The organism is Sunxiuqinia sp. A32 (assembly GCF_052690465.1).
Genome location: NZ_JBQYLI010000007.1, coordinates 89,281 through 103,519, shown reverse-complemented (window position 1 = coordinate 103,519; position 14,239 = coordinate 89,281). Strand labels below are relative to the sequence as shown.

Here is a 14,239-nt window from a genome sequence, read left to right as displayed (position 1 = left end):
AAATAGAAATTCTATACCTTAAAATAGGCCGTTGCCATTTCCAGTTCTTTTGCCAATTCCGTCAGTTTCTTTGCATTCTCTGAAAACAAGGAGGAAGCTGAAGAATTTTGCTGGGTGATCACATTTAATTCTTGTATTGCATTATTTACTTGTTCGGCTTCTGAATATTGCTCTATGCTTGCCTGGACAATCTCACGAATTAATTGAGCTGTTTTTTCAATATCAGGAATAATTTTCTCTAGTTCGGCGGCTGAGCGACTGGATACTTTTAATCCATCGCGTGTTAGTTTAATGATCTCAGAAGCGGCAAGTTGTGATTTCTCTGCTAACTTTTTCACTTCATTTCCTACAACTGCAAAACCTCGTCCATGTTCTCCTGCACGTGCAGCTTCAACTGCAGCATTCAAGGCCAGTATATTCGTTTGAGAGGCGATTTCATCAATAACATTGATCTTTTCTGCTATTCGTTTCATCGCCAGAGTGGCTTCATGCGTTAACTCTCGTCCGATACTAATGCCTTCAACAGCTTTGTTCGCAATTACTTCAGTTTCTTTGGCATTGTCGCTGTTTTTATGAATGGTGTTCACCATTTCTTCCATAGAGGCACTGATCTCCTCTGCGGATGCTGCCTGACTTGATGCACCATCATTTAATTGATTGGCAGAATCGGAAAGATGATCACTTGAAAGATTGATCACGTTGGCTGCTTTTTTTATCTCGAAAATAGTTCCTTTTACGTTGGAGGCCATTAGTTGCAAAGCTTTACCAAGATCACCTACTTCATCTTCACGTGTTACTTCCAGCTGGCTGTTTAAATGTCCAAAAGCAATCTTCTCTGAGAATTCAACGCTCTCATTTACAGGTTTGACAATGTTGGTGGCTATCCAGTATATTGCTATATATAGTATAACTAAGCCAAGCAATCCAATGAGAATACTTTGATTGAAAATTCTATTTACCGAACTAAATAATACATCAACCGGAACTTCCAATCCAATGGCCCATGGTTTTGGTACCCCTTCAAACTTAATTGGGGTCATGTAGACATAATACTCCTGATTGGTAGTTTCCTTTTTATATTGAAAATGAGTGTCTCTTAAATAACTAATATTTTCAAGCGCTGTGGAGTATGCAACGGTATCGATTGAAGCATCATCGAACAATTTTTTTCCAACCAGTGAATTATCAGTGTGGGCAACAATGCTTGAATTAGGAGACAGGAAGTAGGATTCTGCTCCCTCAAAGGGTTTCATATCTGTAATTATAGAACTCATGTTTTCCAGGCTAATATCAACACCAACCATTCCTTGGAATTCTCCATTGTCACGTATTGGAAGGACTACTGAGGTCATTAGAATTCCTGCTAATTCTTCAGTTAGTAGGTCGTAATATGGATCCTGGATATTATCAATGTTGGTCTCTCGGATTTGATAATAAATGCCGCTCAATTCATCATTATTCATATCCACAGTTGTTTCAGTATGTCCTATTCTTCCATCTTTTCGAAAGAATACATTTCGCTTACGACCGTTTTTGAGTTTATAGGAAGGATCTAAGGCTTTAAGCTCCCAAATTTGCCAGGTTGAAAGGTAGTTTGGATTATTCTCCAGCCAACTATTAAGTAGTTCATTATAAAACTCGTCCCGGTTGTCTTCTGAAATTGATGCGTAGCTTTGAAACATATTGCGAATAACTGCTGTTTCATCGTATACTTTCATGATATCAGATTTAACCAGATTTTTGTATTCAAGCACGCTGGTGTTGATTATCGTTTTTGCATCTTCTAAGGCTTTTGCCTTTACATTAAAACTGATATAGAAAAGTGTAAATCCATAAACTAAAGTGAAAACCAGTAAAACATAAATCAATAGTTTATTTCTCAGACGCAATTTTCCGACAAAATTAATCATTTCAGTTTATCTCGATTTAAAGGTTTTTTTATTCAATTTATCGTCAGAATAATAGTTCTATCTCTGTTCTGACAGGCATTCTAAGATATATATTTTCTTTGACACAGTTTCATTTTCTCATTCTTTTTAAACTACTAGACTGAAGATTCACATTTTTATGGGATTTGGTATAATGGTATTAATCTTATATTCGTAATTTGAATTCATCAGAAATAAAAAAAAGCTGTCGGTTAGGACAGCTTTAGAAAAATATTTTATGAAAAGTTTTTAAGCTTGATTCACAGTTTCAAGTTTTTCAAAACCTGCCTGAACTGCCTCCAAATTGAGTGGAATCAATTTATGGTGTCGTTCGGGAAGGGATTTCTGCAATCCCTTTTCAATACTATCCATGCTTACAATTGGTTTAGCCTTTAAGTAAGCACCTAAAACCACCATATTGAAAGTTTTTACATTGCCTAAGTCAGCGGCAATTTTGGTTCCTTCGATTTTGTAAACATTAATATCTGTACGGCTTGGGTGGCGAGTAATACCATTTGGGTCGTATAATAAAGTACCGCCAGGTTTCACCATTCCCTCAAACTTATCCATTGATTGCTGATTGAGAATGATGGCTGAATCATATTCGTTAACAATAGGAGAACTAATACGATTATCGCTTACGATAACAGTTACGTTTGCAGTTCCTCCACGCATTTCTGGTCCGTAGGATGGAAACCATGTTACTTCCTGATCGGCCATAACGCCCGAATATGCTAATATTTTACCCATAGATAAGACACCTTGTCCTCCAAATCCGGCAATAATCATTTCTTCGGTCATAACATCAATTTTTAGTTTTGTTTATAGCTTTCAGGATCGGCTTTTTCGCCATCTTTCATATCTCCGAGTGGATAGAATGGGAACATATTGTTTTCCATCCATTCGTTGGCTTTAACAGGTGTCATTTTCCAACCCATATTACAGGTTGAAACGACTTCTACAAAAGCAGTTCCTTTTTTAGCCATAGCTATTTCAAAAGCTTTTGTGATAGCTTTTCGGGTTTTACGAATATTCCCAGGTGTGTGCACCGATTGGCGAGTCACATAAGCTGTACCCGGAAGTTGAGCGATTAGTTCAGTAATTTTTAGCGGATAACCATTCCGGTCAATATCGCGACCACAAGGGGTTGTTGAAGTAACCTGACCAACCAAAGTTGTTGGAGCCATTTGTCCTCCGGTCATTCCATAAATACCGTTGTTAATGAAAACAACTACAATATTTTCGCCCCTGTTACAGGCATGCATAATTTCTGCTGTACCTATCGATGCTAAGTCTCCATCGCCCTGGTAGCACATAACTACTTTATCAGGATTTGTGCGTGCAATACCAGTGGCAACTGCAGGAGCACGTCCGTGAGCGGCTTCCTGCCAATCAACATGAATATATTTGTACGCAAAAACAGAGCATCCAACAGGAGCTACAGCTATTGTTTTTTCCTGGATATCCAAATTTTCTACAATCTCAGCAATCAATCGATGAACCACACCATGACTACAACCCGGACAATAATGCATGGTTGTATCAGTCAATACTTTGGTTTTCTCATAAACCAGGTTTTCCGGTTTAATAATATCATTAATATCCATGATTTACTCTCCTATAAATTTTTGTTCCAATGCTTCAACAACTTCCGAAGGGGAAGGGATGATTCCACCCATCCGTCCGAAATACTTAACAGGTACGGCAGATCCAGCGCATGCAACAGAAAGCTGAACATCTTCAACCATCTGGCCGGCATTCATTTCTACTGTCATAAATCCTTTTACACGTTGAGCCATTTCTCCAATTACTTTTTTAGGAAATGGGAATAAGGTAATCGGACGAAGCAGTCCAACCTTGTATCCTTTGGCTCTTGCAAGTTCAATTGATTTTTGACAAACGCGTGCAGCAGAACCAAAAGCCACAAAAATGTAATCAGCATCTTCACATTGAAAGGTTTCATAACGAACCTCTTCGGCTTCCATTTGTATGTACTTATCTTGCAAACGCTGATTGTTAGCCTCCATCTTATCAGATTCCATTTCCAATGAAGTGATAATATTGCGCTCGCGGTTTGGCTTTTTACCGTTGGTTGCCCAATTACCATAACGAGTGTCAATTTCCTGATCCGTCAATCTTGGAATATATTCAGCAAGCTCAACTTTCTCCATCATTTGACCAATCGCACCATCAGTTAATATGAGTGCAGGGTTTCGATATTTAAAAGCTAATTGAAAACCTAATTCCACAAAATCGTTCATCTCCTGAACAGATGCAGGAGCAAGAACAATGAGTTTATAATCTCCGTGACCGCCTCCTTTTACCGACTGAAAATAGTCGGCTTGCGAAGGTTGGATAGTTCCCAGTCCAGGGCCGCCACGTTGTACATTTACAATAACACAGGGTAATTCAGCACCAGCAATATATGAAATGCCTTCGGCCATCAGGCTAATGCCAGGACTTGATGATGAAGTCATCACTTTTTTACCGGTAGCTGCTGCTCCGTACAGCATATTAATGGAGGCCACTTCGCTTTCTGCCTGTAGGACAACCATTCCGGTTTCGTCCCAAGGCTCGCGGGCCATCAGGGTTTCCATTACTTCCGATTGAGGAGTGATTGGGTAACCGAAATACCCGTCGCAACCGCAACGAATTGCAGCTTCGGCTATCACTTCATTCCCTTTCATTAATCTTAATTCTCCCATTATAACATTTTTTACGTTAACGAAATTTATAACTTAACCCGGTAAACGGTAATGCAGGTGTCGGGGCAAACAATTGCACAGTTTGAACAACCAATGCAGGCTTCTGGATTTTCCATAAATGAAAAATGATAACCCCTGCTGTTTACTTGTTTGTTTTGAGCCAATACGTCTTGAGGACAAGCGACAACGCAAAGACCACAACCTTTACATTCTTCCTTGTCAACAACAACAGCTCCTCTGACTTTTGCCATGATACTCTAATTTTTTTGCCGGATTTTGGCCCGGGCAATTAATTATTTTCAAATTTTCATGAGAACCGTACAAAACTAAGATAACATGTCCTTGAATTTTGCAACAAAAGTTGCGAAATCATATTTTGTTAAGGATTCTCGTAAAAATGTTTCGGTGAATTCCCAGGTAGGAGGCTATATGCTGCCTTTGCACTCTGGACACCAAATCACGATGCTCAGCCATAAACCGCTTTACCCGCTGGGAGGCAGTTAATGATTGAAGCATATGAACTCTTCGCATTGCCATTACATAGCTTTCCTCTGCCATTAATCTGACTAAATGCTGAAGTTCGGCACTCTCATTCAAGAGTACATCAAACTCGTTTTTATGAACATATATTATTTCTGAATCTTCGTATGCACGAATCGATTCCATAGATTTTTCACCAGATAAAAATGAATCATGACTACTAATAATACTATTTTCAGGTGGGTAAAAGAATCTTGAAATCCATTCTTGTCCACTCTCTGAAATGTAGGTCGCATACATGAGTCCATCCATTAGTATACCTAACTTCTGGTTGGGTTCATTGTAATCAAGAAAAGCTTCTCCCTTTTTTAATTTAACAGGAGCTTGGCTTGAGAAAAACTCCTTTAGTTGAACTAAAGCCAGGTTACTGTTTTTTAAAGACTTTTCTAGATTCATTTTTTAATTGTTAATTAACCGGAAAATCAGCTGCAAATTGTTCCAGCCTTTTTTTCAGATCGTCAAACTGGTCACGGTGAACGTGTGATACACATGCTCTGAGCCCTTCCAGTTTGCTACCTGTGTTTTTTAACGTGATGGCACTAACACCATAATATAGAAGTTTGCTTAATAATTCTTCCCCTGTCATACCAGGATAACCGATGGTGAAGTAAAAGCCGTCACCAATTGGTTCATCACCGTCTTTTTCATAAACAATATGGAAGCCATTGCTGACAAATAAGTCTTTCATGATTTTCGCTTTTGCTCCATACTCTTTCACATCCTCCACGAAATTGAATTTGCCATCACTAGCTGCCTTAAACATAGCAGCAAGTGCATATTGAGCCGAATGAGATGTTCCCGAAGAAATAGCATATAAAACACTCAATACTATAGTATTTCCAAATGTATTATTATTGAAACGGGTTTTCAGGTTTTCGTAATCGCGGTTGAAAAGTGCATCCGAAATAACCATTACACCACAGCGTTGCCCAGCATACGAAAATATTTTCGAGCTGGAAACAAACAGCACAAACTGATCGGTATACTTTGCAACTGTTGGCTGGTAAGGCGGTTTCCCCGGGGTATATAAATCTTTTCTGAAATCCATGGCAAAATATGCCAGGTCTTCCATTACAATTACGTCGTATTCTTTCGAAAGCTCACCAATAATCTGAAGTTCTTCCTCTGTAAAACAAATCCAGCTTGGATTGTTTGGATTGGAATAGATGATGGAGTTAATATTTTCCTGGGATAAATAGCTTTCAAGTTTCTCTCTCAGTTTTTCGCCCCGATAATTGAAAACATCAAATGTCTCAAATTTATGCCCTAACACCAGCATTTGTTGCTTTTGAACCGGAAACCCCGGATCAATAAACAACACCGTATCTTTTTTAGGATCAACGTTGCTAGCAACCAATAACGAAGCAAATGTGCCCTGCATCGAGCCAACAGTTGGAATACAACCAGCTGGTGAAACATCAACATCCATGAACATTTTCACAAACCTTGAAGCCTCATACTTCAAAGGTTTAATTCCGTCCATCATGGGGTATTTTGATGCAACTCCGGATTTGAGAGCTTCAATTTCGGCTTCCGTTCCTACCTGAGCAGGAGGTAGTCCGGGGACACCCATTTCCATGCGAATAAATCGGTCGTTCGTTTCTTCTTCAACCAGGTTCACCAACGCAACTATCTCACGAATAGAGGCGCGTCCAACATTATCAATTCTTAATTGGGCTATCTTGTCATCAACAACTTGTTGATTGATGGGTGTACTATTCATCTTGTTTTACGAAAATATCTTTAAAAGAAGTAAAGTATTCCCGATATATCAAATGTCTCAAATGTATTTCTGAGCAGGTTTTATAATTCGAAAACACTTTCAATCCCAAAGAAATAAATTAACACTAATTTGAATCTAAACTTGTGAAATCAAAAGAAAAACAGGCCAAATAAATGACCTGAATTTTACCATGTATTTTAATGATCTGTTCTAAAAACCAAAATCAGACTTGATTGAGGCTATCCAATCTGAAATGCGTTGATCTGTTCGTTCAGGCTCAAAATCTTCGTCAATTGGCAATCCAATAAATTTTCCATCAGTAATTGCTTCAGATTCTTCGAATTCATAATCAGCAGGATCTACCTGACCTACTATTTTAGCGTTACTTTTCTTTAATTCTTTAGCCAAAACACCCATCGCATTTACAAAATGATCGGGGTAGGTTATATGATCTCCCAATCCATAGATTGCTATCGTTTTGCCCGAATAGTCAACCTTATTTATTTCCGGGAAAAATTTACTCCAATCAGTATTTGAATACTCAGAATCCCAGGTTTCTTTTCCAACGGTGGATATTCCAAAAATTATTTTATCGTATTTCTCAAGATCCGCAGTCGTTGCTTCATTTACAGATACCATTTCTACTTTTTCCTCACCAATAACAGCTTGAATTTTTTCAGCTACACGGTGTACCGATCCTTTTTCAGGTCCAAAAAATAATCCTATTTTACTCATGATCAAATTTTTATTGATTATGCATTGATAATTCTCCTTTTACATATTCTCCTAAGATAGACAAACTGGAGACTTTTTTCAAAATTAGATGAATGGCTCGCTCATAATTTTTCATCGACTCCCATTCAATATCTACATGAATTGTATATTCATTCGGCTTCCCAATAATTGGAACAGATTGAATCTTATTCAGGTTTATTTTGTTTTCAGCAAATGTGTTTAATACACTGGCTAAAGCCCCATGGTAATGTCCAACTTCAAAACAAATTGATGCCTTGTTAGCTCCTTCAATGACTTGCCCATGCTTTGATAATATTAGGAATCGAGTGTAATTTTTCTTGTTACTTTCAATTCCCTTATCCAAAATCTCTAATCCATATAATTCAGCAGATCGCAAATTACTAATTGCCGCGGCATGTTCGATCTTCTCGTCCCTGATTTTTTTAGCAACTTTAGCATTATCGCCAAGCTCTTTACGTTCTGCTTTTGGGAAATATTTTTCAAGGTATTCATAGCATTGCATAAATGATACCGGATGAGAATATATTTCCGTAACGTTTTTCTTTTTAGCTCCGGGTAACATCATTAAATTCATTTGAATATGAATGTAAATCTCCCCGGTAATCTTTAAATGATAGTCACGAATAAGTGAGTAATTTTGTAAAAGACTTCCAGCAATTGAGTTTTCAATTGCCATGACAACAATGGCAGCCTGATCGGTATCAACCATATCACAAGCCATTTTGAAACTTTTACACTCGACTACTTCAATTTGTTCCTCACCAAAAAAGGTGCGGGCAGCATCTTCGTGAAAGGAACCTGCAATTCCTTGGATGGCAACTTTTTTCATTTCAACTAGTTATACAAGAATTTTGAATCAAGTTATAAGAAAATATCCGTTGATTCTTCATTCTCTGTTTTAATCAAAAAATCCCGGGTTATTAGCCCGGGACAATTTACGCATAATTCATTATATCATTCCCGGTTGGACGATAGCCAGATAAAAATTAACAAAAAAAGAATCTGAATTGCTCATTTTACCGGAATTTCTTTTTGTTCTTCATTTCCGAAAGAGGCTTTAAGACGCTCCGAAAAACTTTTCCAATTAAATGCGATTGCTAAAATCAGAACGATGATAAAACTAATCAACAATTTTTCGTTGGTGTTTAACTTTCGGCGTTTACTCATTTGATTTATAATTTGTACAAGTCACTTGCCCGAACCAATTCCATTTTATGATCCTGCAATATTTTTATACATTTTTCAATGTTACCAGGTTTCAAAACAATATTTGCCGATTCCTTATCCATTGAAAAGGCGTAAAGATACTCAATAAAAACTTCTTCCGCAGCTAAAATGTCTAAAGCTTTAGCTAAAGCACCGGGAAAATTTGGGCTGTTCAGACAAACTACTTCAGTCAAGCGAACTGTAAAATCTGCTTTCTTGAGAATTTCCTGTGCTTTGTCAGGATCAGTTACAATGAGTCGTAATATGCCGAATTCTGAAGTGTCAGCCACACTAAATGCCGACATGTTTATGCCAGCATCTCCCAGTAATTTTGAAACTTCATTCAAGCGTCCGGTTTTGTTTTCCAGAAAGATAGATAATTGTTTAATGATCATCTTTTAGTCTCCTATAAATTACGGTTGTCAATTACTCGTTTTGCTTTTCCTGCTGTGCGCTCGATGGTTTTTGGTTCCACTAACTTTACCTGTACGGAAATACCTAGTGTGCTTTGAATATTGTGCGTAATTTTTTTGCGAAGTATTTCCAGTTGTTTTATCTCATCTGAGAAAAATTGTTCCTGAACTTCAACCATCAGTTTTAGTGTATCTAAGTTACCCTCTCTTTCAATGATAAGCAAGTAATGAGGTTCTGTTTCACTCATTTCAAGTAACACGCTTTCAATCTGAGAGGGGAAAACATTTACACCACGAATGATGAGCATATCGTCACTTCTGCCTTTGCATTTTTCCATGCGAACGAGGGTTCTTCCACACTCGCATTTATCGTAAATCAAACGGGTTAAATCCCTGGTGCGATAGCGGATTATTGGAATTCCTTCTTTGGTGATTGTTGAGAATACCAGTTCACCAATTTCACCTGCAGGCATTGGTTCTAATGTTTCAGGGTGAATAATCTCAGGCACAAAATGGTCCTCATTAATGTGCATTCCACATTGATGTTCACATTCGCAGGAAACACCGGGGCCAATTACTTCGCTTAACCCATATATATCAATTGCTTTTAATCCTAATTTTGATTCGATTTCCTTGCGCATTTCTTCCGTCCAAGGTTCGGCACCAAAAATTCCAACACGCAATTTTAGGTCTTCTTTTTTAATTCCGGCTTCTTCCATTGCTTCAGCCAGGTAAAGTGAGTAGGAGGGAGTACAGGCAATTACAGATGTTCTGAAATCTTGCATGAGTTGTAATTGCTTCTGTGTATTTCCACCTGAAATTGGAATAACCGATGCGCCGAGATTTTCACATCCATAATGCATTCCTAGCCCACCGGTAAATAAACCATATCCATATGCAATTTGCACCATGTCATTTCGGTGAACTCCTGCCATGCAAAGTGTTCGTGTAACCACTTCTGCCCAAGTATTTAAATCTTTTCGGGTATATCCAACTACTGTTGGTTTTCCGGTAGTTCCGGATGATGCATGCACCCTGACGATCTCACTCATGGGAACGGTAAACATTCCAAATGGATAATTATCCCTTAAGTCCTGTTTTGTGGTAAATGGTAGTTTAGATAAATCGTCAATTGACTTGATATCACCAGGAACCAGCCCTTTTTCCTGCATCTTTTTGCGATAACTGGGAATACTGTGATAAATGCGCTGAACGGTCTCAATCAGTCTTTCGCTTTGCAGCGCTTTCATTTCATCCCTGCTGGCGCATTCTACTTTTTCGTTCCAAATCATAGGTTTAAATTCAATTAGTTGTTAGTTTTTTGTTTCAATTTGGTTAGAAGGAAATTGTTGAAAGTAACAAACATACTATAATCATCAGAAAAATTGTAATAGATTGTCCAATTATTCTGTGGTTGGGTTCTATCGATTTAGTCGATTATAGTGTATTGTGATAATGAACGAAAGTAATTTTTAAAATAAAGATATTTTTTTCATTTCACTGAAATGACTGGGATGAAAATATCCTATTTGACAATCAAAAGATTGGTGCGTTTTGGCGATTTTATTGGAAGCAGAAACAGAATAGGGAGCTTAAATTTTAAACTCCCTGTTCTGTTTCGTTCAAAAATAGAAGTATTTCTATTTTCTTATTTTTTAAAATGATGAGTTGTTAGATTAACTATTCTCTTAATTAAAATAAATAGGTCATCATTAATATAATTCGATTGTTTGTTGCTTGGTGTGTACCTGCAAAAAGTCCATCATTGAAGTTAAAACCTCCTACACCATAGTTTGCAGTAGTCATTTCGTATTCAGCAACTAAACGCAATTTTGAGACATTCAATGCGATGTGTGGGGAGATTCTATAAAAGTCCTGAATGTTTGGAAACAAACCTGCTGTTATTGCTTTTCCACTTCCATTATCGTGTAAGGGATCAGATGTTCCGAGATTATCTCCATATCCCAGGAATAAACCTCCTTGCCATTTTTTTCCGTAAACTAAATTTAGCAAGCTGGTGAAGTTGTTATAGTTTGTGTAGGTTTCCTCACCAGTTGCCGTGTTTCGAGTAGCAACACCATAACCTCCCAGAAAGCAGAGGTGAGTCATATTTTGTCCATAGTAACCCTTTGCTGTCATTTTGAACATGCCTGATTTATATTTCAGATAAGTCATAAAACCAGAACTTGTAAGGTATTCCTCAGCGTTAAATTTACCATCAGTTCCGGTAACGGTCATTCGTGGTTTGATACGTTTTACTTCGGCACCAGCACCAAACGTTAATCCATTTTTGTTGTATTCAGCAGCAACTACAAATTCAGGCATCGCCCCATTGCGCTGTGCTTGAGTTGGTGTGGTGAATACGCTTGATTCCATTACTTTGCTGGTATATTGGTTTTCATAGACCACAGCTCCAGTAAAAGTTACGGTTCCGGTTTTAACGTCATACCTAATCTGAGGAGCTCTGCTGAAGGCCTGAAATGGAGCACCAGTATTTAAGCTGCCGACTGTTGGGTAGCAACCGCCTCCCCAGAATGGATGCCAGGTTTGACCAATCAAAAGTTTTGATTTTTCCCAATTAAAACTCATGCTGGCATGTCTGATTCTGAAAAGAGTTGGTTCTGTTTTTACAATTCCAACAAAATCAAATTCAAGAGTTGCAGATGTTGTGGCACCGAAAATTTCAGGTCCATTTACTTTAACTCCCAAGCGGCTTGCAATGGCAGAGAGATTAGAGCTTGTTTGTTGATTGAAATCTTTTCCATTGTCATCTTGCCCTGTGTAATAAGGAACCAGGTAAAACAATTCGTAAGCAGCATCAATCCCTTTGTAGGTATCAACGAATATTTCATTTCTAACAAATCCGTAAAAGTCCAGATTAAAATTTTTCTTATTAACCTCCTGTGCACTGCTTTCTGCAATTAATCCAAACATGAGGATTACCCCAAATAGTTTTTTAAACATCTGATTTTGGTTTTTAATTATTTTAGTTTCCAGCCAAAATTCAATATGAAAATTGGGTGAATAAGGCTTCATCTTGAAATTTGAGCCGCCAAAAATAGGAGGACTGGGAACTAATCTGATAATTCGGGACAGGAAAGTGATTTTAATTAAGAATAAATTATTCTTGGAAGATGGAAAAGTCAGTTTCTGCATTATTTAATGCAGAACATTTCTTGAAAACTTGTTCTAATTATCGCTCATCCCCCTGTCTCCATTGGAAATAAAAATTTGACATATTTGTTTGTTTGTTTGTTTGTTTGTAACATCTGTTACTTTTTATGAATATATAATGGAATATTTTCGACAACGAAACAATTTATCAAAATGTCCTGATTAATATTATTACCAGCTAATGGGAAAGAACAGATCTCTAAAGTTATTCAGAAAGCTTCATAAATGGCCCGGGATTGTTATTGCGCTATTGGCAATTCTTTTTGCATTATCCGGAATTGTTTTGAATCATCGATCCGTGTTCTCATCGGTTGATTTTAATCGCAATTGGCTGCCATCTGATTATCAATACAAGAATTGGAACCTTGCAGCTGTTCGTGGAGGATTGTCTTTGGATTCTGCTAATACATTATTGTATGGAAATATCGGTATGTGGAAAATTGGCAATGGCGAATTTTCTGATTTTGCTCAGGGCTTCCCAAATGGTATCGATCACCGGAAAGTATACAAGCTAGCAATCTTACATGATCAATTGTTTGCAGCAACACACTTTGGTTTGTATACCCGAAAATTAAGTGATGGAAATTGGGATCATGTTACTCTGCCAGTCAAAGAAAGCAGACTTACCGATTTATTGGTAAAGCAAGATACATTGGTTGTGATGACTCGTCATTATTTACTGAGATCTGATGATGGTGATCAGTTTGAAGTGATTCAACTTCCTCCTCCAGTTGGTTATAGGCGAGAAGCCGGATTATTTCAAACACTTTGGCAATTACACAGTGGTGAGTTATTTGGGGTTGCAGGAAAACTTTTTGTGGATTTGTTGGGAGCGGTTGTCATCTTGCTTGCGATTACGGGGCTTCTTCATTTTTTCTTTCCAAAGATTGCCAAACAGAGTAGAAGGAAACAAAAGGATAATAAAAAGCTTTCGGCGACTCGAAAACTTAACCTGCGCTGGCATAATGTCGTTGGATATATTTTTATTGGATTTCTGATTTTAAACACAACCGCTGGGATGTTTTTGCGGCCGCCATTGTTGATTCCAATAGCCAATTCAAAAGTCGGGCTAATTCCCGGAACTCATTTGGATAATCCCAATCCGTGGTTTGATAAACTTCGAAGAGTTGAATGGAATGGCAAACTGAATTCGTATATAATTTCAACATCAGATGGTTTTTATAGAGCAAATGAAGGGCTGAATCAGCCATTGACTAGGTTTGCTGTTCAACCACCAGTAAGTGTGATGGGCTGTAATGTTTTGGAGGCTGTTGGCAAATCTGCATATTTGGTGGGTTCATTTAGTGGTCTGTTTATTTGGGATTTAGAAAGGCAATTAGTTATTGATGCTTTTACCAAACAACCACCTAAAAGGAATACAGGCAGACCAATTTCAGATCATTTGGTTGCTGGTTATTTGAAATTGAATGATAGCGAACACTACTTATTTGACTATAGTTCGGGAATGCAAAATTTGAAAGGTTTGTCAAATTGGGAAATGCCAAAAGAAATCATCAATAAATCACCAATGTCGCTTTGGAATACTGCTTTGGAAATCCACACAGGAAGGATTTTTGAGCATCTGATAGGGCCTTTTTATATACTATATGTTCCCCTGTCGGGCCTTTGCCTGATCATGGTTTTGGTGAGTGGTTTTCTGATTTGGTGGAAAGCCTATCGAAGATGAGCTTTGAGCTGGTAGTTGTTAGCTTTAAGCATTATATATCAATTCATATTCTCTTTTTTCCAAAAACAATGAAAGACTATGACTGATATGATGATATATGCCTGAGC

14 protein-coding genes are annotated in these 14,239 nt (G+C 37.7%); 1 reads left to right on the top strand and 13 read right to left on the bottom strand.

Annotation, left to right across the window (positions count from 1 at the left end; translation table 11 throughout):
* Window positions 1-11: 11 nt before the first annotated feature.
* The 13 genes from ACUNWD_RS09175 to ACUNWD_RS09115 all read right to left on the bottom strand — a co-directional run bounded on the left by ACUNWD_RS09175 (window position 12) and on the right by ACUNWD_RS09115 (window position 12,235).
* Entirely contained in the window at window positions 12-1,910 is a 1,899-nt protein-coding gene (locus ACUNWD_RS09175; protein ID WP_445587498.1) for a methyl-accepting chemotaxis protein, read from the bottom strand.
* A gap of 267 nt (window positions 1,911-2,177) precedes the next feature.
* Complete coding sequence (locus ACUNWD_RS09170) at window positions 2,178-2,729, bottom strand: 2-oxoacid:acceptor oxidoreductase family protein (RefSeq protein WP_445587497.1); 552 nt, start codon at window positions 2,727-2,729, stop codon at window positions 2,178-2,180.
* A gap of 11 nt (window positions 2,730-2,740) precedes the next feature.
* The gene (locus ACUNWD_RS09165) at window positions 2,741-3,535 is read right to left on the bottom strand and encodes a thiamine pyrophosphate-dependent enzyme (protein ID WP_445587496.1); all 795 of its coding nucleotides are present in this window, start codon (window positions 3,533-3,535) and stop codon (window positions 2,741-2,743) included.
* A 3-nt stretch (window positions 3,536-3,538) separates the two neighbouring features.
* Complete coding sequence (locus ACUNWD_RS09160; protein ID WP_445587495.1) at window positions 3,539-4,633, bottom strand: 3-methyl-2-oxobutanoate dehydrogenase subunit VorB; 1,095 nt, start codon at window positions 4,631-4,633, stop codon at window positions 3,539-3,541.
* Between the two features lie 26 nt (window positions 4,634-4,659).
* Window positions 4,660-4,884, bottom strand: a complete 225-nt coding sequence (locus ACUNWD_RS09155; protein ID WP_445587494.1) for a 4Fe-4S binding protein — start codon at window positions 4,882-4,884, stop codon at window positions 4,660-4,662.
* 118 nt (window positions 4,885-5,002) lie between these two features.
* A complete protein-coding gene (locus tag ACUNWD_RS09150; protein WP_445587493.1) occupies window positions 5,003-5,569 on the bottom strand; it encodes a Crp/Fnr family transcriptional regulator in 567 nt (188 codons plus the stop codon).
* Window positions 5,570-5,579: 10 nt separating this feature from the next.
* Window positions 5,580-6,896 (bottom strand): aminotransferase class I/II-fold pyridoxal phosphate-dependent enzyme, encoded by a 1,317-nt coding sequence (locus tag ACUNWD_RS09145; RefSeq protein WP_445587492.1) that lies wholly within the window; start codon window positions 6,894-6,896, stop codon window positions 5,580-5,582.
* A gap of 210 nt (window positions 6,897-7,106) precedes the next feature.
* Complete coding sequence (locus ACUNWD_RS09140) at window positions 7,107-7,631, bottom strand: flavodoxin (RefSeq protein ID WP_445587491.1); 525 nt, start codon at window positions 7,629-7,631, stop codon at window positions 7,107-7,109.
* 10 nt (window positions 7,632-7,641) lie between these two features.
* Window positions 7,642-8,481 (bottom strand): prephenate dehydratase, encoded by an 840-nt coding sequence (locus tag ACUNWD_RS09135; RefSeq protein ID WP_445587490.1) that lies wholly within the window; start codon window positions 8,479-8,481, stop codon window positions 7,642-7,644.
* Window positions 8,482-8,663: 182 nt separating this feature from the next.
* Complete coding sequence (locus ACUNWD_RS09130) at window positions 8,664-8,819, bottom strand: hypothetical protein (protein ID WP_445587489.1); 156 nt, start codon at window positions 8,817-8,819, stop codon at window positions 8,664-8,666.
* A 5-nt stretch (window positions 8,820-8,824) separates the two neighbouring features.
* The gene (locus tag ACUNWD_RS09125; RefSeq protein WP_445587488.1) at window positions 8,825-9,253 is read right to left on the bottom strand and encodes an ACT domain-containing protein; all 429 of its coding nucleotides are present in this window, start codon (window positions 9,251-9,253) and stop codon (window positions 8,825-8,827) included.
* Window positions 9,254-9,264: 11 nt separating this feature from the next.
* A complete protein-coding gene (locus ACUNWD_RS09120) occupies window positions 9,265-10,563 on the bottom strand; it encodes a phenylacetate--CoA ligase family protein (protein WP_445587487.1) in 1,299 nt (432 codons plus the stop codon).
* Between the two features lie 400 nt (window positions 10,564-10,963).
* Window positions 10,964-12,235 carry a hypothetical protein gene (locus ACUNWD_RS09115; protein WP_445587486.1) on the bottom strand — a complete coding sequence of 424 codons (1,272 nt, stop codon included), beginning with the start codon at window positions 12,233-12,235 and terminating at the stop codon, window positions 10,964-10,966.
* A 391-nt stretch (window positions 12,236-12,626) separates the two neighbouring features.
* On the opposite strand from ACUNWD_RS09115, the gene ACUNWD_RS09110 reads away from it, so the two are divergent.
* Window positions 12,627-14,132: a PepSY domain-containing protein gene (locus ACUNWD_RS09110; RefSeq protein ID WP_445587485.1), complete on the top strand. Its 1,506-nt coding sequence runs from the start codon at window positions 12,627-12,629 to the stop codon at window positions 14,130-14,132.
* The last annotated feature ends 107 nt before the right edge of the window (window positions 14,133-14,239 follow it).